Below are 19,423 nucleotides of genomic sequence, written 5' to 3' on the forward strand. Positions count from 1 at the left end.
TCTAGCGATAGTAAAAATTGAAATTTAATAAGGCAATTAACTGTGTTTTTAATAACCTATAGAGATATTGCCAATGCTCAAACTGCAATTTATCCCAAACTTTATCCCAAAAGGTTCTTACTTGATTTTTTTGCCAGTCCCAATGAGCAAAAGAATGCTCCATACTTTGAGCGAGTTCCTGCCACCCGTCATTACGAATATTCCACCCAACTTTAGCAGTTGCTAACCCAATGGGATTACCGTCTTTTGTTTTGACTTTTTGCACTTCAAAAAATCTTCCAATCTTTCCCCATTCTTGAATAAACTGAATTTCTTTCCCATTGTCTCTCGCAATTACGAACAAATTTTCTTGAACAAAACTTACAGGTTCCAATGGTATTTCTAGCTTTTTTGCTAATTTATCAATTGCCTCTTTTCTACCTGGCAAAGATTGATTAGGTGGATGTTCTAGAATGGGAATAAACCCTTTACAAGTAATTCCTGACATCCATTCTCTCTCCGGCACTTTTCCTATGATTCTTGTATCTGCATCCACAAAGATTGCCACTCGGAATAATTCTAAGGCTTTTTTTAGTGCAAATCGTTTATCATTATAACAATAATCTACACCTTCGCGACTTTTTTTAAAAGCAAAAACATTCGTCAAATTCTGAAAGTCATTTGGGTAGTCAGTACAAACAACTAGCATCGTCCCTAGAGAATGAGTTTCTAAGTCTGCTGCTAGTTGTTTGGCTAATTCGCAATACTTTTTCCCAAAAGCTAAGGTGCAAAAACAAAAATCTTTGTGACTGTTTAACATTATTTTAGACTCAATTTTTGCACTTTTTTTATTTGAGTTTATGCTAAGTGTGACGCTTTTGATGCCACTGCCAAGCATGGGAGATAATATCCTTAATGTCGGGATATTCTGGAGACCAACCCAAGATTTCGATCGCCTTTTTGCTGCTGCCAACTAAAGCAGGCGGGTCTCCTGGACGCCGATCGCACTCAACAGCCTTAATCTCTTTTCCAGTCACTTGGCGAGCCGTTTCTATCACCTCTTTCACCGAAAACCCGCCCCCATTGCCCAAATTAAAAAAATCTGATTTGCCACCATTTAGCAAATATTCTAATCCCAAAATGTGAGCAGATGCCAAATCGTTAACGTGAATGTAATCCCGAATGCAAGTACCGTCAGGAGTATCGTAATCCGTGCCAAAAATCGCGATCGAATCTCGTTTACCCAAAGCCGCGAACAACACCAGCGGGATCAGGTGAGTTTCTGGATTGTGATCCTCTCCTAACAACCCGTTCGGGTCAGCCCCAGCCGCGTTAAAATAGCGGAAACAAACAGACTTGAAATCATACGCAGCGTCAAAATCCGACAAAATCCGTTCTACCATTAACTTAGTAGCACCGTAGGGATTGATCGGGTTTTGCGGGTGGTCTTCTGTGAGCGGGATTTTCTGCGGTACACCGTAAGTCGCGCAAGTAGAAGAAAACACAAATTTCTTCACGTCAGCAGCGATCATTGCTTCCAAAAGCGTAATAGTGCCGATGACATTGTTGCGATAATATTTAGCTGGGTCGGTAACAGATTCGCCCACGTAAGCGTAAGCCGAAAAGTGCATTACCGCATCAATCTTGTGCGTAGCAAACAAGTTATCGAGAAGAGTGCGATCGTTCGTGTCGCCAACTACCAACTCCACCTGCAAAGCCCGATCTACTAAATCTCTGTGACCGTAAACTAAATTATCCAAAATCACCACACCGTAACCGGCGTTTTTCAGCGCTAATACTGCGTGAGAGCCAATATATCCAGCTCCGCCCGTCACCAAAATAGTTGGTTTGTCTGCACTCATTTTATTCTGCCTGTTTTTGTAGCTGGGATTGCTAAGAGCCTTGTTAATTTGAGACTGCCACAACTGACGCCTTCACACTCCGCGTGAGCCGGAGAATTCAAGCGAAATATATAGGCTTTGCTGTGCCCGACGGGACGATCGCACTCCTAAAAAACGCTTTTTATACTCCAGATAGATGCTGACTGTGCAAGTCTTTGTTTTCAATCGATAAACTTGAGGCGACCAATTTGGATATAATCAAATATCCGATTGATTTGATGTCGATCCTCTTCTGAAATTTTATCATCTGACAGGATAGCCGAAGTCAAAACTAAGTGTTCCCTGCGAGTTATCTTACCAGACGCTACAATCCGATCGACTTTTTGAGAAATTGTTAAGTTTGATTTGTTGTGAGATGTTCGCATTTATTCGATCGCTTTTATGCCAAAATAGTTAAAGCCGATTGTAGTTATTGACTCAAAAATGGTGCGTACTCGACCGCAAATCAATTTGCTGGCACAGCAGAAATAACGTATCCGAGTTTTACATCCCAAGTTTTACATCCCAAGTTTTACATCCCAAGATAGATATGCGGACTTAATAAATCTGCAATCAGCCTTCGGATAGCGTTCAGAGTAACTTAATTATATAATATTTTTCCGAGAGAGGCACTTTTCTATGCAGGTTTATCGGCTTCCGGTACTGTCCGACAATTACATTTTTTTACTGCACGACCCCGATCGCCACACCGCAGCAGTCGTCGATCCAGCACGATCGCAGCCAGTATTAGAGCAACTGCGATCGCTCGGAGCCGAATTAACCGCAATTTTCATTACCCACCACCACAGCGACCACGTAGGCGGCAATCAGGAACTGATCGATCGCTTTCCCCAAATTAAAGTTTATGGTGGCGCAGAAGATAGAGGCAGAATACCCGGACAGCAAGTGTTTTTACAAGCGGGCGATCGAGTTTCTTTCGCCAACAGAACCGCCGAAGTCTTCTTCCTACCCGGCCACACAAAAGCTCACATCGCCTACTATTTCCCCCCCAGCAACCCCAGCGAAACCGGCGAATTGTTTTGCGGCGACACCTTATTTGCCGGCGGCTGCGGCAGGCTCAAAGAAGGCACTCCCGCCCAAATGTTAGCCTCTCTGCGGCAACTCCGAAACCTGCCCGATAGTACGAGAGTCTGGTGCGCCCACGAATACACGCTGAACAACCTGCAATTTGCCTTGAGTGTGGATGGCGACAATCCCGATTTACAGCAGCGCTTCGCCGAAGTCAAGGAAGCGCGCAGTCGATCGCAACCTACAATACCATCATCGATCGGCATCGAAAAAAGCACAAACCCATTTTTGCGCTGGGATTTTCCCAACCTCCAATCAGCCACCAACACCTCCGATCCAGTGCAAACCTTCGCTCGATTGCGCGGCATGAAAGACCAATTTTGACCCCCTCGCATCCAGGATACCCGCCACGTGATTCATCTCGCGCAAGTCAATGCTTCAATTCTAAAATCTAAAATCTAAAATCTAAAATTGATTGACCTTAACGTTTTTGTTTCTTCAGGTAACTCTTAAACTTGGTTGTCGGTTCCCTCAACCACTGGCCAAATGCTCTGTATTTTATCTTAAATCTCGACAACCAATTAAAATTCTTGGGAATTTTTTCCACTTCGTCCTTAAACGGTGTCTGAGACAACATATCGAGCCATAATTGATTGGGGGTTGAGCTTTCCCACGGTTTCGGTCTTGACATAAAGTGCATCACTTTACTTGACATATCATCAGTCTTGTGGTTGTTCCAGATTTGGTCTAATTGCTTCCACCTTCCCGCTAAAACAGAATTTAATGCACCCTGATCGTGATCCCCCCAAAGGTTTAATCGAGCGTTTTCCATCAACTTTTCGGACAGTTGCTCTTCCTCCCAAAGCTTCATGTTGTAAACTAAAACACCCGTATTGAAATAAGGGTTTCGATCTTGAGAATTGTTCGTATTTCCCCAGACATTGGGTGCGGCTGCTATCGGCATTGTTTGAAGATCGAGGTTCCACAGTGGATCTAAACTTCCCAGAACGATCGTGTCGCTGTCGAGCCAAATCAGCCTTTCTGTTTCCTTGGTATATTTTTCAGGCTGCAATTTAACGTAAGCAAGTTTAGAACCTGACAGAGAAAGAAGTTGGTCGTAACTAGATTGCAATTCTTGCCATTCAATCTGGTATTTGCAGCAATTCTGTAACTGTTCCTTTTGCTGTGGAGCTATGCCGGTAGATACAATGGTAATTTTTACCTGCTCCTGTCCCGATTTACTAACATTCAAATCTATAGACTTAAGAAGTGCTGCCAACCCCAGAATATAGTTGCGATCGCCGGCGGTGAATATGTGCATAGGATTAAGTTTGTGAAATTAACAAAGGTAAAAGGCGCGCGGTCAAACTTGACACAAACGTCGGCACGGGAGGAAGCAGGCTGCCCTGTATTGGGTAAATACGATCGCCCGTTTACCGTTGAGACGAACAGAACCTTGCCTAAATTTACCATCTGGTTTACGCAAAGAAACCGGGTTTTTAAGTAGGTAGGCGCAAATAAAGTTTACCACAATGTAACAGAAGGTAACGCGGGCGTAACCAGAGCGATTGCTTCGTTTCACTCGCTGCAAGAGAGGGCTTATTTATTTTCCAGCTTAATCTACTTATTTATCTGTGTGCAAGTGCCATCTGTTCGCGCGAAAACCAGCAACAGCAATGGGTAATATGCAGCAACACGGAAAACTGATGAGACGGACTAACCTGGCATTTGAAACAGCCAGAAAATTCCCCGTCGCCTCTGCCGAATCCCGCAAATGGTTCAGACGTGGGACTCTACGATAAAATAAATTGTCTAGATATCGATATTATTACCGCAGAACGATCGACATCCATCTTAGGTTTGAAGTGTCACCCTGCTCAAGTCAAAAGTTCCTCTGGTTATTTCCCTATTATTGAGCGCGATTTGCTTTTCCAAAAGTAAAATGATCGTTGTTAGAAACCGATGCAAAACCCACGCAATACTGAACCCCAAGCAAAAATCGACCCCTCTGTTTCAACGGATTCTAACAAAGCGTTTTACCCAGCCCCGCCTTTGCCAACTGATGTAGGGATGGTTCTGCAATTGGCAGATGGTAGCATTCAGGGGTGCAATTCTCACGCCCAGGAGCTATTGGGGATGACAGCAGAACAGATGCTCTTATGCACTTCAATCAACAGTCGCTGGCAGACTCTGCGTGAAGATGGCTCGGATTTTCCCGGCGAGACGCATCCGGCGATGGTGGCGCTGCAAACCGGGCAACCATCCTCAAATGTCATCATGGGCTTTGAGCGGCCACAGGGAGAATTGATTTGGTTGACGCTCAATTCTCAACCTTTATTTCAGGGAGATCGATCGACTCCCTATGCGGTAGTAACAACCTTCACTCCTATCGCTCAGCCTCAACCCGAACCAGTCTGTAACGCGCCCGCGGCCCAACTGTCAGACACCCTCGAAAGTATTTCGGACGGGTTCTTTGCTTTGGATCGAGACTGGCGATTTACCTACCTCAATTCGCAAGCGGCGCGGTGGCTGAATCGACCCTCGAAAGATTTGATTGGCAACAGCATTTGGGAAGAGTTTCCCGAATCAGTGGGCAGTTTGTTTGAGATCGCATCTTGCACCATTCTCAAGAACGGGCAAGATGCCCGTTTCACAAAAGATGAATTTTCTTCTTGTGGAACAGGCATCTTGCCTGTTCGGGAACAAATTACGGTGAGTTTTGAATTTTTTGATCCGCCACTCAATGCTTGGTATGCGGTACGAGCTTATCTCATCCCATCGGGACTTGCCGTTTATTTTCAAGATGTCACCGAGCAGAAAGCGGATCGGGCTGATTCAATTAAACAAGCACAAACTTCGCAGCAACAACTAACAGAAATCGAGGCGATTTATGCTAGTGCGCCGATCGGACTTTGCTTCCTCGATACCGAGTTGCGGTTTGTCCGCATCAACGATCGGCTAGCAGAAATAAACGGAGTTCCAGCCGCCGCCCACATCGGCAAAACATTGCGCGAAATCTTGCCAGAAATGGCAGATGATTTAGAGCCACTTTACCGACAAGTTATTGAAACTAAAGTTCCACTTCAACAGCTCGAACTTAGCAGGACGAACTCAGCACAGCCGGGAGTCGATCGCGATTGGCTGTTGAGTGTCTATCCACTCAGGGCCGAGGACGATCGCGTCCTGGGAGTGAATGTGACGGTGCTAGAAATTACCGATCGCAAAGCTACCAAAAAAGAAATTGAACGGCTCAACCAAGAACTAGAGCGACGAGTCAATGAACTGGAATCGATACTTGATGCTGTACCCGTTGGCATTACGATCGCCCGCGACCCACAGTGTAAAGTAATTCGCGCTAACCGATTTGCCCAGTCGATGTTGAAAGTGCCGCCGGATACCAATGTTTCTGGAACCGGAGAGCAAGCCGCAACCCTTCCCTTTAGACGATTCCGCAACGGAGAAGAAATTCCAGGAGAACAACTCCCAATGCAACTAGCTGCGGCTTCCGGCGTCCAAGTGCGAGATGTGGAAATTCAAATGGTGCGCGAGGACGGGGTAGCCTTTGATTGGTTGGTGAATGCGGTGCCGTTATTTGACGAAGAGGGCGCAGTTCGCGGCTGTGTGGCGGCGTTTATGGATATTAGCGATCGCAAACAAGCTCTTGCTGCTTTGGGTCGTTCCGAGGAACGCTATCGCACTTTGTTTGAGTCCCTAGACGAAGGTTTTTGCGTCATCGAAATGCTGTTTGACGCCAACGAAAAGCCGATCGATTACCGCTTTTTGGAAGTCAATCCTGCTTTTGTGAAACAAACCGGACTCGAACAAGCTACAGGTAAAACGGTGCGACAGCTCCTTCCAAATCACGAAAATTATTGGTTTGAGATGTACGGCAAAGTCGCGCTCACGGGGGAACCATTGCGCTTTGAACACGGCTCGGAAGCCATGAACCGCTGGTTTGAGGTTTCGGCGTTCCGCACTCCTGAGCCGGACAGCCGCAAAGTTGCCATACTTTTCAAAGACATCAGCGATCGCAAACAATCGGAGAATCTGCTGCAGCAACAGTCCGAGCAACTGCGACTGTTCGTCAAACATTCGCCTGCGGGGGTGGCGATGTTTGACTGCCAGATGCGGTATATGCTGGTGAGCGACCGCTGGCTGGCAAGTTACGGGCTCGGCACTCAAAACATTGTGGGCCGATCGCACTACGACATCTTTCCCAATTTGCCCGATCATTTCAAACAAATCCACCAGCGCTGTCTGGCGGGAGCAGTCGAAACCTGCCCTGAAGAGCAGTTTCCCCGCCCTGATGGCTCGATCGACTGGGTGCGCTGGGAAATTCACCCTTGGCGAACCAACACTAATGAGATTGGCGGCATCATGATTTTTTGCGAAATCATCACCGAACGCAAAAACGCTGAACTCGCGCTCTCTGGGGCCAACCAACAAGTCAGCAATATTATAGAAAGTATTACCGATGCCTTTATCGCGATCGATTCACAATGGCGCTTTACCTACGTTAATGCCACAGCAGAAAAACTGCTTTCTCGATCGAGAAACGACTTGCTAGGTCGATCTATCTGGGAGGTATTCCCCGCCGAAAAAGAATCCTATTCAAGGGCATATCAAGAATTTCATCGAGTCGTTAACGAGCAAGTTTCTGTCAAGTTTGAAGAGTTCTCGCCCTCGCTCCAAATGTATATAGAAGTGAGCGCCTATCCTGCGGCCGCAGGACTTACGGCTTATTGGAGCGATATTAGCGATCGCAAACGCACGGAAGAAGAACTGCGACAAAAAAATGCGATTTTGAACGTAATTAACGAGTCAGCACCCACGCCCATTTTTGTCAAAGATCGAGAAGGACGGATTATTTATGCCAATCCAGCCACGCTGGAAATAATGGGCAAATCTGCTTCTGAAGTAATTGGTGGTCGCGATATCGATTTATACCCAGTAACAGAACTTGCAGTCGCAGTCACGGAAAACGATCGGCGGATTATGGAGTCGGGACAAACAGAAGTCCTCGAAGAATCTCACGATGGCATTCGGACATTTCTGGTAATGAAAGCTCCCTACCGCAATCAGGCGGGAGAAGTCATCGGCCTGATTGGCATCTCCAGCGACATCACAAATCGCAAACGAGCAGAAGTCGCCCTGCAAGAACAAACTAAGTTACTGCAAGTAATTATTGACAGCATTGGTGATGGTTTGATTTTGGCCAACCAACAAGGCGAGTTTGTGTTGTTTAACCGAGCCGCCGTAGGAATATTCGGTCAGCTATCGAATGAAAAATCTTGTGAGGAATGGTCGAGGACTTACGGACTATTTTTGGCAGACCAAAAAACCCTTTTCCCCGCCGCTGAACTACCTCTAGCCAGAGCAATAAAAGGTGAATATGTCAATGATGTAGAGGTATTTGTCCGTCGCCAAGATACCGAAGGTCGCTGGATCAGTATCAGCGGTTATCCGGTAGTTGATATTAGCAACGAAATCAAAGGCGGAGTGATTGTCTGTCGGGATATCACAGAACGCAAACAAGCTTTATCAGCGCTCCAAGAAAGCGAAGAACGATTCCGCACTATGGCTAACAATGCTCCTTTTATGGTATGGGTAACAGACTCCACAGGCTATTGCACTTTCTTGAGCGAAACCTGGTATGAATTCACAGGTCAAACTGAGGAAACAGGTTTAGGATTTGGTTGGATAAACGCGCTGCATCCAGAAGACCGCGAACAGGTCAAGAACGCATTTTTTACCGCCAAGGAACGCCAGGAACGGTACAGCGTTGAATATCGCGTCGGGCGCAAGGATGGCGGATATTCTTGGGCGATCGATGCGGCGGCTCCCAGATTTTCCGAAAGCGGACAATTTGAGGGTTATATCGGCTCTGTAATCGACATTACAGAACGCAAACAAGTGGAAACCGACCGTGATATAGTTCTCCAATTAGAACAAACTGCCCGCACGGAAGCCGAGCGAGCTAACCGCATTAAAGATGAGTTTCTGGCTGTGCTTTCTCACGAGTTGCGATCGCCCCTGAATCCGATTTTAGGCTGGTCGCAACTGCTCGTCGGCGGCAAGCTGAACGCCAGTCAAAGTGCCAAAGCTTTTGAGACGATCGAGCGCAACGCCCGACTGCAATCTCAATTAATCGAAGACTTGCTTGACGTGTCTCGGATTCTGCAAGGAAAACTCAGATTGAATGTGGCTCCGATGAATCTGGCAACCATTATCCCGTCTGCTTTGGAAACCGTGCAATTAGCCGCCGAAGCTAAAAAAATTCAAATCCAAACAATCTTAAATCCCGATGTCGGGCAAGTTCTCGGCGATACAAGTCGCTTGCAACAAATTGTGTGGAATTTGTTATCAAATGCAGTGAAATTCACGCCCGAAGGCGGTAGAGTAGAAGTTCGATTAGGGCAAATCGAACACCAAGCTCAAATTCAAGTCACGGACACAGGTAAAGGTATTGTTCCCGATTTCTTGCCTTATGTTTTTGACCATTTCCGACAAGAAGATGGCGCTACAACGCGCAAATTTGGAGGCTTGGGACTGGGATTGGCGATCGTTCGCCAACTGATCGAACTTCACGGCGGAACGGTGTTTGCAGAAAGCGCAGGAGAAGGTCAAGGAGCGACGTTTACGGTGAGATTACCGCTATTAAATGATGATTCTAGAAGGCAGGAGGATGAAGCCCTCAATTGGTCTGCTTGTCCCGCTCTCTCATCCTTGCCCCTAGCTGGATTGAGAATTTTGGTGGTAGATGATGAACTCGACTCGCGAGATTTTGTGGCTTTCGTGCTTGAGGAAGCGGGTGCAGAGGTGATTTCCCTGTCATCTGCTGCTGAGGCGCTAGAGTCGATCGAACAAACTGCACCGGATTTGCTCGTCAGCGACATCGGAATGCCCCAGATGGACGGATATATGTTGATCCATCGCATCCGCACTCAGCTTGCGCCTGAGTATCGGCAGTTGTTGGCGATCGCCTTAACGGCCTATGCTGGAGAAGCCAACGAGCGCCAAATTTTGCAAGCCGGATTTGACAAACACTTAGCCAAGCCGATCAATTCGACCCAGTTAGTTGCTACTGTAGCGCGATCGCTCGCCCGTGAGCGCCTTGAAAATAAAGCCTGAGCGATCGGTAAGACATGGCACTGTAGTTGATTTAGCTCATTACAGCACCCGCGTTTTGCGTAATTTCAAACTGAATTTGCCCCTTAAAAATATTATCCCTGTTTCTTCCCTCGAACGTCGAATCTCGAACCTCGAATCTCAACATCCATCCATTAAATCCGTTAAATCCCTTACATCCGCTACATAATCCGTTGCCGAACTCCCTTGCGATCGCCCCTAAAACTTCGCTATTATAAAAAGTTGCAGTTAAAACCCCACAACCCACGATCATGGCCAAGCGCGTTCAATTAGTTTTAAATAAAGATGTCAGCAAACTCGGCAAAGCTGGCGACGTAGTAGAAGTAGCCCCAGGCTACGCCCGCAACTACCTAGTACCCCAAGGCATGGGATTTAAAGCCACTCCAGGCATTCTCAAGCAAGCAGAGCGCCGCCGTGAAGAAGAAAGACTGCGCCAGCTAGAGCTCAAGCAGCAAGCTGAAGTCCGCAAAACCGCCCTCGAATCGGCTGGGCCTTTCATCATTTCCAAGCAAGTTGGCGAAGCTGACGCGATTTTTGGTACTGTTACCAACCAAGAAGTAGCAGAACTAATTTTCAACTCTACCAGTCAAGAAGTCGATCGGCGGGGCATCACCCTACCCGAAATTCGCCAAACTGGTACATACAAAGCTGAAATCAAACTTCACGCCGAAGTTACCGCCGAAGTTGATATTCAAGTGGTTCCAATGTAATTAAGAGTTATCAGTCATTAGTTGTTAGTCATTAGTCATTAGCTAACAACTAAGCACTGCTAAGTAAGGACTCAGTAACGCTAACTTGCAGATTGAGAACCGGAGCATCTCTGCAGAGAGTAAGAAGCATTTTTTCAGGAGTGCGAGATCGAGAGAGCGTGAGTCTGGTATAAACGCGAGCTCGCGACAGATCGCACTCCTACAAAACCTTACACTGATAATAACTAATGACCCCGCCGGAAAAACGGACACAAGCCCCGACGCTCCTGATGGTCGAACCTACAATTTTAGGATATTGTTCAAGCTCCCAGATTCATCTGTAGAGTAAATCTAAAATCGAAAATCTAAAATCGAAAATCTACAACCTAAAACCTAAAATCGAAAATCTACAACCTAAAACCTAAAACAGAAAATCTAAAACCTAAAACCTAAAACAGAAAATCTAAAATCTAAAATCTAAAATCTAAAATCGACTGACTGAGGACTATTGACTAATGAGCGATTTGATGCCGACAAATATAGAGGCAGAAGAAGCAATTTTGGGGGGAATTTTAATTGACCCCGAAGCTATTTCCCGAATTGCCGAACTGCTACGACCGGAGTTTTTTGCCATCACCGCTCATCAAGTCATTTATCGATCGGCATTAGGGCTATTTTTACAGGGTCAACCTACCGATTTAATGACGGTAACAACTGCGCTAACCGACCGCAACCAGTTAGAGCAAGTAGGAGGACTAACTAAATTAGCACAATTAGTCGATCGCACAGTTTCCGCAGTCAACATCGACCAATATGCAGTTTTAGTTGAAGACAAATATCAGCGCCGCAAATTAATCGAAGCTGGCAACAACATAGTACAATTAGGTTACGAGACAGCAGTACCGCTAGAAACTGTCTTAGACCGCGCCGAACAAGAAATTTTCAGCATCACTCAAGAACGCCCGCAACAGGATTTAGTGTCGATCGGCGAAACACTAAACCAAACATTTCAAGACCTAGAAAATCGCAATGAAGGCCTGACACTTCCCGGCATTCCCTGCGGTTTCTATGACTTAGATGCTATGACAGGAGGCTTTCAGCGATCGGATTTAATCATCGTTGCAGCTAGGCCGGCGATGGGTAAGTGCCAAGCAGCCTCTACCGTAATAGTAGAAAGTGATGGAACTGTTTCTAGTATAGAACAAATCTATCAAAAACGTCAAGCTGAATTACTAACATTAGGAGAAGATTGGCAATTTCACCTAACTAGACCATCAGCTTTTATAGATGATGGAATTAAGCCTGTATTTCGGGTTACAACAAGACTGGGACGATTTATAGAAACTACAATTACACACCCATTTTTAACAATTAAGGGCTGGCGGCAGTTGAGGGAAATACAAGTAGGCGATAAGATTGCTGTTCCCCGCAGGATGAATGTTTTTGGTAAAGAAACCATCCGAGACTGTGAAGTTAAATTATTGGCTTATCTAATTGGCGATGGGTGTTTGACACGCAGCGCGCCACACTTCACCAATGGAAATACTGCTATACTACAAGATTTTGCTGAAGCTGCTACTAGCTTCGGAGGTCTTAAGCTGCGATTTAACGATAAAGGGAGACGCGCACCAGAATATTATGTCATGGGCGATCGAGAAAGTTACACAGATAGTATAAAAAACTTTGGTTATAATTTAGAACTAATCCTTTTAAAACGAAATTTTGACTCTAAAAAATTAGCGCTAGAATTGAAAGTTCCACCGCGATTAGTCCGGTCTTGGGTGGAAGGAATAGCATTTCCCAATCAAGAATTATTTAGTGGCATTTGCAGAGTTTTAAGAGTAGATCCAGAACACCTAGCCGATGAGGGAATGGATGTTATTAATACAAGTCATAAAAATCCCCTGAGAAATTGGTTAGAAAAGTTAGGTCTGATGGGAAAAAATGCTCATGAGAAAACCGTACCGGACATAGTGTTTAGATTGCGGCGATCGCAAGTTGCCCTTTTCCTCAACCGCCTCTTTTCAACTGACGGCTGGGCAACCCTACTTACCAGCGGTCAATCTCAACTAGGCTACTGTTCTGTCAGCGAAGGACTAGCCAGACACGTACAGCATCTACTGCTGAGATTTGGCATCATTGCAGCCCTCAAAAAGCGTTCTGTCAAATACAAAAATACTCGTAGACCAGCTTGGCAAATCGATATTACTGATGCAAAATCAATCAAAACATTCATATCAGAAATTGGCATTTTTGGCAAAGAGGTAGCCTTATTCAAAGTAAAAGAAGCATTAGAAAATAAAGAATCTCACAATAACCGCGATTTGATTCCTGTAGAGGCGTGGGAATACCTAGCATTAGCAAAAGGCAACGAATCTTGGGCATCCTTAGCAAAACGCGCTGGTATCAAAGGTCACTCAAATATTCACGTTTGTAAACGTGCGCTGTCCAGGGAAAGATTTTTAGTTTTAGCAACGGCTTTAGATAATTTGTGGCTGAAACAACTGGCAGATAGCGAGGTTTACTGGGATGAAATAGTTTCTATCGAACCGATGGGAAACAAGCAAGTTTACGACTTAACTATCCCGGAGACGCACAATTTTGTGGCTAACGATATCTGCGTTCACAATACTGCTTTCTGTACCAACATCGCCCACCACATCGCCGCCGGACAGCAGAAATTGCCGGTTGCCGTTTTCAGCTTAGAAATGTCGAAAGAACAGCTAGTGCAGCGCATCCTGTCCAGCGAAGCCAAAATAGAAAGCAACAGGTTGCGATCGGGTAGAATCAGTCAAAACGAATGGGAACCAATCAGTACAGCCATTGGCAACTTATCAGAACTACCGCTGTTTATTGACGATACTCCCAATATTACCGTCACAGAAATACGATCGAAAGTCCGCCGCCTCCAAGCAGAACAAGGCGGAACCCTAGGATTAGTCTTGCTAGATTACCTGCAATTAATGGAAGGTAGCAGCGACAACCGCGTGCAAGAACTATCTCGAATTACCAGAAGTCTTAAAGGTTTAGCCCGCGAACTCAACGTGCCGATTATTGCCTTATCTCAGTTGAGTCGGGGTGTGGAAGCCAGGACAAACAAGCGACCCATGATGTCTGATTTACGCGAAAGCGGATCGATCGAGCAAGACGCCGACTTAGTAATTATGCTCTACCGCGATGAATATTACAACCCTGATTCGCCCGATCGCGGAATTGCAGAAGTAATTATTACCAAACACAGAAACGGGCCCACAGGAATCATCAAACTATTATTTGACGCCCAATATACCTGCTTTCGCAATCTGGCATCTCCGAAGCGATCGTAAATCAACCAGAACATACACAGAAACCCGGTTTCTCAAAAAAAACCGGGTTTCTAAACACCGTAAAAGTTTTACGTTGAATTAGATTGAGCTACCTAGCCACCGATTCTCAACAATTCCACATCAAAAATCAGCGTAGCATTAGGAGGAATCACCCCGCCCGCACCGCGAGCGCCGTAACCGAGTTCAGGGGGAATAATCAACTTGCGCCGGTCTCCAACTTTCATCGTACCGACACCTTCATCCCAACCCTTAATTACTTGACCCACGCCAATTTTGAACTGAAAAGGTGAATTGCGATCGCGCGAACTGTCAAACTTCGTGCCATCCTCCAAAGTTCCAGTGTAGTGTACGACAACCGTCTGCCCGGTTTTTGGAGTCGCCCCCTTACCCTCTGTCAATTCAACATATTTCAGACCTGAATCTGTGGTGACAGTTTTCTCAGTATTAACAGTTTTCTCAGTATTATCAGTCATGTTATTGCCAGCGATAGTAGCTGGTACCTTCGGTAAAGTAGCATCAGCTACTAGCAAGCTATTTTCATTCAAAGACTGCGCTGACAACTTCTCAATAGCAGTCTCTGGTAAAAGATTGTTCAATTCGGCTGCAACTGCTTGGGACCCAGAACCGCCCATTTGAGCGACTATCAAAAACAAAAAGCAAACCAGCATTACTCCCAAGCTGACTAGAACTCCTCGCAAAATTAATCCTCCTAATACTTTTAACCGCGATATCTCAGATATCTAAGACATCTAGTACAACAAGAACTACCAAATTTTATCTGATCTTTTCCACCAAAAAAGGGCAGGTGCCAGATAATTTTCAAGACAAAAGTATGAAGTCAAAATGTTTGTAATTCTACATAAATGGCTTCTACATAAGTGCCTTTTTTAGCCTTCTGCCTTCGGGTGACAATCTTATCACAAGATAGCAGCAAACTTCTCGCGGGCGTTAGCGAAGCTTGCAGAAGAGGATCGAACTCAGCGCCAGTTACGGTTTTCTAAATCCCGCATCTGACGTTCCAAACGATCGAGCCTTCCCCGCAACTCATCCATTTCGGACTGTCGGGGGACTCCCATATCTTGCAGCATATTCCGTAGTTGCCGCTGCAACTGCGTCTCCCAATTCCCCTGTTCAGACTTGATGTGCTCCGTCATGTCATCGACAAAGGTTTTGGCTTGCTCAGGATTGATTTTGCCATCTTTGACCCATTGCTCGCTGACTTCCTGCAATTTCTCTGCCACCAGAGAGGTAGTACCAATGCCCAGCATTACCAGTTGTTTGAGTAAGTTGCTATTGTTATCCATAGATTTTTCCTAATGTTTGCCCTTTCATACCCGATCGGCTCAGGTCGCCTGCTGTCGCTGCGAAACCATCTGTAAACTTAAAGTTACATCAGCGCACAACTACCTTTCTATTTTGGAGCATCCAGCCGCCTGATGGCGAGGCGATCGCCCATTCTCGGCGTTCGGAAAACCCGCTAATGAGCCTACCCACCACATTACCCCATCACCCTGCTGTCTATGCCTGATTGCCCCCGCTGTCACCAACCTGTAGACGCCCAAGCCCTGGCCTGTCCACACTGCAAAATCCCCCTCAAAGCTTTCGGTCATCCGGGTATCCCCCTTTATCGATCGAAACCCGAAGAATTTCTGTGTACTACCTGTATTTATCACGCAGACGATACTTGCAACTACCCGCAGCGTCCTTTTGCCAAAGAATGCACGCTTTATCACAATCAAGCTGAGCCACTTGTGCCACAGACGATTCCTTACAGCAGCGGCGACGGGCTGCAATCAATCAAAAATTGGTGTCAGCGCCATCTGGTTTGGTTAGCATTATTAGGTTTAATTATTATTAGCATTGCTCTGTCGATTTAATCTCACATCTTGCACCATTCTGAAGAACAGGCTTTCCGGTCTGTTCCACAGGAGATTAATTTTCTTGTGGAACAGGCCGGAAAGCCTGTTCATAAAAGGCTTATTGACAATGGTACAACATCTCAGTTTAATCTGATTGTACAAAGCGTAGAATAGAGAGATATCTGTTAATCTGGGTTGCTCTATTATTCTCTAAATTATTCATGAGCTACGTATTCGGCATCGACGGCGGCGGCACTAAAACTATCTGCCTTTTAATGGATGACAACCACCTTGTTTTAGGACGGGGTGAAGCAGGGCCGTCAAATTATCAAACCCTGGGAATTGAGACAGCCAAACAATCCATTCAATTGGCGATCGAACGAGCAGTTCTGTCCGCTAAAATCGAGACGAATAGCAATCTCAACATAGAAGCAATTGGTCTGGGACTAGCAGGAGTCGGGCGTCCAAAAGATCGTGAAATAGTGCAATTTGTAGTGCAGAACTTGCAGTTGACGAATACTTTACCAGTAACCCGATCGTTCCTGCCCAGGAATATAGTAATTAGCAGCGACTGCGCGATCGCACTTGCTGGCGGTACAGGTTATCCAGTAGGTATCGCCGTTATTTCAGGAACAGGTTCGATTGTTTTTGGGCAAAACCGTCAAGGAAAAACTAAACGAGTCGGCGGTTGGGGATATATTTTAGGCGATGAAGGCAGCGGATATAACATCGCCCTTCAGGGTTTGCAAGCTGCTTTGAAGTTCTATGACGGACGCGAAGATTTTACCGTGCTTGCGGAAAAATTTCAAACGCATTTAGGCCTCAATAACCTAGAAGAATTGGTAGAAGTCGTTTACGGGCGCGGTTGGGGAGTCAAAGAAATTGCTGCTTTAGCGCCGATTGTCCAACAAGCCGCAGCAGACGGCGATCGCGTCGCTGACTGCATTATCAATAATGCTGTAGCAGAATTAACCTATTCAACCAAAATAGCCATTTCAGCGCTATTTAACCAAACAGAAGAATTTGAAATTGTGATCGTAGGAGGTGTGTGGGGTGGAGAGGCAAATTGCCGAGGTCGGTTTGAAGCAGCCATAAGTGCGATCGCCCCAAAAGCTCAGGTTATTTCGCCCCGATACGAACCAGCTTTCGGTGCTGGATTGCTAGCCTTAAACGCTCTCAACAATTAATTGTTGACTGTTGACTGTTGACAAGCGAAATATTTTACACCTACTTTCCAGCTTCCAGATTCATCTGTGGAGTCAAGTCTAAAATCTAAAATCTAAAATCTAAAATCTAAAATCGACTGGCTGTTGACTATCTTCCTTATCTTCCCGATCGCCCCTGTATTGGGGATTTTCTCGATTTTTCCAAATTTTCAACTTCTTGATTATCAACCTTATCTTCCCAACTGGTAGAATTCCAGCCTGCCATAATCAAAACATCAGATGAATGCGAAACCAGAAACAAATTTAGCAGTAGTGCGTTCCTAAGTAAACAAAAACCGAAGCAAGGAGACAATTTATATGATTACTTCTCAAAAATGGCGTTCAGCAACAGCAGCAATCCTCGCACTGGGCATTACAGTGGGAACCAGCGCGCCGCTGGTGGTAGCTACTCCCGCAGAAGCCCAACAAAGAATTTCCCAATTTGATAGCATCCGAATTCCGTCGGGCAGTGTAATTCCAGTTAGGTATGAAAAAGACAAAATAGTTGTCACCCGCGAAGAAACTTCACCTTTAACTTTAACAGTAGCGCAAGACATCCGCACACCTCAAGGCAGAGTGTTAATCCCCGGAGGCAGCCAGATAGTCGGGGCACTGCAACCTGTCAGAAGAGGCAATCAAATCGGTACTCAATTTGTTGCCAGAGAGTTAATTATCAGCCGCCGCCAACGCTATCGGATTGATGGCTATTCGGGAATTATTACCCGAACCGAAAGAGTCCAAAAAGGTGCTGGCACAGGTTCAGTAGCGCAAGGTGCAGCCTTGGGTGCTGCTGCTGCGGCTGCACTCGCAGGCATTACCGGCGACAAAGCGATCGCGACTGAAGAAGTATTGGGAGGCGTTGGGATCGGCGCTTTAGCTGGAGTATTGTTGGGGCGGCGCAGCGTTGACGTGCTGGTGATTCGCCCGGAACAAGATTTGGCAGTGAGATTGCGATCGGACATCGTGCTCCGCTAATATTGGTATCTTCCGAATCAATTATTTGCAGTAAAACATTGTCGATCGCTAACTTGTGGTCTCCCGATAATTGGCTAGGCATACTTTTAAGGTTGTGCCTAGCCATGTTTGTTGGCGGAATTATTGGATGGGAGCGCCAACTCAGAAATAAACCAGCGGGATTGAGAACTCATATGCTAGTTAGTATGGGTTGTGCGCTGTTTGTTTTAATGCCGCTGGCAATGGGGAAAAATGAAAACGGAGGAGATGCTGTAGCGCGCGTAATTCAAGGCGTTGCTGCCGGGATTGGGTTTTTGGGAGGCGGAGAAATCCTGCGGCAAAATCGACATGAAATAGGCAAAGTTGAAGTTCACGGGCTCACATCTGCCGCCGCTATTTGGGTGTCAGCAGCTTTAGGAACTGCTGCAGGATGCGGGTTGTGGCAACTGGCCTTAATTGGCGCTTTAATGTCGCTGTTTGTTCTGAGAGTAATTAAAGAGTTAGAGCGTCGAAGTCGTAGGAAATAGTCTCAGTGATGATATAAAATCTGGTATTATAACCGTTATAACGTTTGTAGTGACGACGGAAGTACGAGCTAGTTTTATGACGGTTAAATTACTCACTACGAACTAACTTTATTACGGTCGATGGAGGGAAAATAATATTAGCTGTTTCATACCAACCCCAGTTAATCATTGATCGTAAATTGTTTGCCATTATCCCAGCCATATCTGTCAATAAGGTGAAAAAGGAGCGTTACACAATTTGAGGATGATTATTGTGGGCATTGGTGTTAACTTAACGTTAAACCCTTATTCCAGCACGGGTTTCAACAAGAGTCTCCATCAAAGCGAAAGTCCTCGCTATGAGGACTAATGAGTTCTTCAGTCCTCTTTGAGAGGACTTTCGCTATGAGACAGGGAATTCATTCCCTGGCGGACTGCCGGGTGAGCGGGAGGGCTGGCGGACTAAAAACTTAAGTTGACACTAATATATTGTGGGGTGTTTCGCCTGCTGTGAAAATACACGCCTTCGGGCTACGAGAGCCCATTCCACAAAAAAACAATCAAAATTATCCCGCAATTATGCAATGCCTACAAAGTGGCTCAAACGCTTGAAATCTCTGCTTAGGGCGATCGATAAATCTTCTCCATTTTATAGATAATTAATCATAAATAACATCTCAATAATAATGCTCAACTTGTACTAAGCAAACACTTTGACTACGCCTTGACAGGTCTGGTCATCCAGCCTGACCTTTGATGAGTGAAGTCCTCACTATCCACTTAAATCTTCATTTTAATATTTATTTCAATTTTAGTGAATTTGCTTAACACCCATTGAAGCAAAATA

General features: G+C 45.6%; 15 protein-coding genes. 9 read left to right on the forward strand and 6 right to left on the reverse strand.

What is annotated here, in order from left to right; all coding sequences use genetic code 11:
• Position 1 precedes the first annotated feature (1 nt).
• From QUB20_RS06315 to QUB20_RS06325, 3 genes are all read right to left on the reverse strand, one after another.
• On the reverse strand, positions 2 to 877 hold the full coding sequence (locus tag QUB20_RS06315) for a hypothetical protein (protein ID WP_333053826.1): 876 nt from the start codon (positions 875 to 877) through the stop codon (positions 2 to 4).
• Complete coding sequence (gene galE / locus QUB20_RS06320) at positions 843 to 1,841, reverse strand: UDP-glucose 4-epimerase GalE (RefSeq protein WP_333053827.1); 999 nt, start codon at positions 1,839 to 1,841, stop codon at positions 843 to 845. The genes QUB20_RS06315 and galE overlap by 35 nt, the downstream gene beginning before the upstream one ends.
• A 200-nt stretch (positions 1,842 to 2,041) precedes the next feature.
• Positions 2,042 to 2,245: a hypothetical protein gene (locus QUB20_RS06325; protein ID WP_190659093.1), complete on the reverse strand. Its 204-nt coding sequence runs from the start codon at positions 2,243 to 2,245 to the stop codon at positions 2,042 to 2,044.
• A gap of 253 nt (positions 2,246 to 2,498) precedes the next feature.
• Here QUB20_RS06325 and gloB point away from each other — a divergent pair, with 253 nt between their 5' ends.
• On the forward strand, positions 2,499 to 3,272 hold the full coding sequence (gene gloB / locus QUB20_RS06330; RefSeq protein WP_333053828.1) for a hydroxyacylglutathione hydrolase: 774 nt from the start codon (positions 2,499 to 2,501) through the stop codon (positions 3,270 to 3,272).
• A 97-nt stretch (positions 3,273 to 3,369) separates the two neighbouring features.
• Here the strand turns inward: gloB and QUB20_RS06335 are convergent, their stop codons facing one another.
• Positions 3,370 to 4,209, reverse strand: a complete 840-nt coding sequence (locus QUB20_RS06335; RefSeq protein ID WP_333053829.1) for a glycosyltransferase — start codon at positions 4,207 to 4,209, stop codon at positions 3,370 to 3,372.
• 407 nt (positions 4,210 to 4,616) lie between these two features.
• Between QUB20_RS06335 and QUB20_RS06340 the strand changes: the two genes are divergently transcribed.
• The 4 genes from QUB20_RS06340 to dnaB all read left to right on the forward strand — a co-directional run bounded on the left by QUB20_RS06340 (position 4,617) and on the right by dnaB (position 14,052).
• Positions 4,617 to 4,829: a hypothetical protein gene (locus QUB20_RS06340; protein ID WP_333210308.1), complete on the forward strand. Its 213-nt coding sequence runs from the start codon at positions 4,617 to 4,619 to the stop codon at positions 4,827 to 4,829.
• A 21-nt stretch (positions 4,830 to 4,850) separates the two neighbouring features.
• Entirely contained in the window at positions 4,851 to 10,019 is a 5,169-nt protein-coding gene (locus QUB20_RS06345; RefSeq protein WP_333244783.1) for a PAS domain S-box protein, read from the forward strand.
• A 269-nt stretch (positions 10,020 to 10,288) separates the two neighbouring features.
• The gene (gene rplI / locus QUB20_RS06350) at positions 10,289 to 10,747 is read left to right on the forward strand and encodes a 50S ribosomal protein L9 (protein WP_333053831.1); all 459 of its coding nucleotides are present in this window, start codon (positions 10,289 to 10,291) and stop codon (positions 10,745 to 10,747) included.
• A 494-nt stretch (positions 10,748 to 11,241) separates the two neighbouring features.
• Positions 11,242 to 14,052, forward strand: a complete 2,811-nt coding sequence (gene dnaB, locus QUB20_RS06355; RefSeq protein ID WP_333244780.1) for a replicative DNA helicase — start codon at positions 11,242 to 11,244, stop codon at positions 14,050 to 14,052.
• A 92-nt stretch (positions 14,053 to 14,144) separates the two neighbouring features.
• Here the strand turns inward: dnaB and QUB20_RS06360 are convergent, their stop codons facing one another.
• Both QUB20_RS06360 and QUB20_RS06365 read right to left on the reverse strand, forming a co-directional pair.
• Positions 14,145 to 14,750, reverse strand: coding sequence for an FKBP-type peptidyl-prolyl cis-trans isomerase (locus QUB20_RS06360; RefSeq protein WP_333053834.1), 606 nt, complete (start codon positions 14,748 to 14,750; stop codon positions 14,145 to 14,147).
• A gap of 279 nt (positions 14,751 to 15,029) precedes the next feature.
• Entirely contained in the window at positions 15,030 to 15,356 is a 327-nt protein-coding gene (locus QUB20_RS06365; RefSeq protein WP_333053835.1) for a phasin family protein, read from the reverse strand.
• A gap of 216 nt (positions 15,357 to 15,572) precedes the next feature.
• Between QUB20_RS06365 and QUB20_RS06370 the strand changes: the two genes are divergently transcribed.
• The 4 genes from QUB20_RS06370 (at position 15,573) to QUB20_RS06385 (ending at position 18,597) form a co-directional block, all read left to right on the forward strand.
• Complete coding sequence (locus tag QUB20_RS06370; protein ID WP_333240054.1) at positions 15,573 to 15,929, forward strand: zinc ribbon domain-containing protein; 357 nt, start codon at positions 15,573 to 15,575, stop codon at positions 15,927 to 15,929.
• 203 nt (positions 15,930 to 16,132) lie between these two features.
• Positions 16,133 to 17,098, forward strand: coding sequence for a BadF/BadG/BcrA/BcrD ATPase family protein (locus QUB20_RS06375; protein ID WP_333244777.1), 966 nt, complete (start codon positions 16,133 to 16,135; stop codon positions 17,096 to 17,098).
• 336 nt (positions 17,099 to 17,434) lie between these two features.
• Positions 17,435 to 18,091 carry a hypothetical protein gene (locus tag QUB20_RS06380; RefSeq protein ID WP_333053838.1) on the forward strand — a complete coding sequence of 219 codons (657 nt, stop codon included), beginning with the start codon at positions 17,435 to 17,437 and terminating at the stop codon, positions 18,089 to 18,091.
• A gap of 104 nt (positions 18,092 to 18,195) precedes the next feature.
• The gene (locus QUB20_RS06385; protein WP_333240058.1) at positions 18,196 to 18,597 is read left to right on the forward strand and encodes an MgtC/SapB family protein; all 402 of its coding nucleotides are present in this window, start codon (positions 18,196 to 18,198) and stop codon (positions 18,595 to 18,597) included.
• Positions 18,598 to 19,423 lie beyond the last annotated feature (826 nt).

Source organism: Microcoleus sp. B4-C2, assembly GCF_036705265.1.
GTDB lineage: Bacteria > Cyanobacteriota > Cyanobacteriia > Cyanobacteriales > Microcoleaceae > Microcoleus.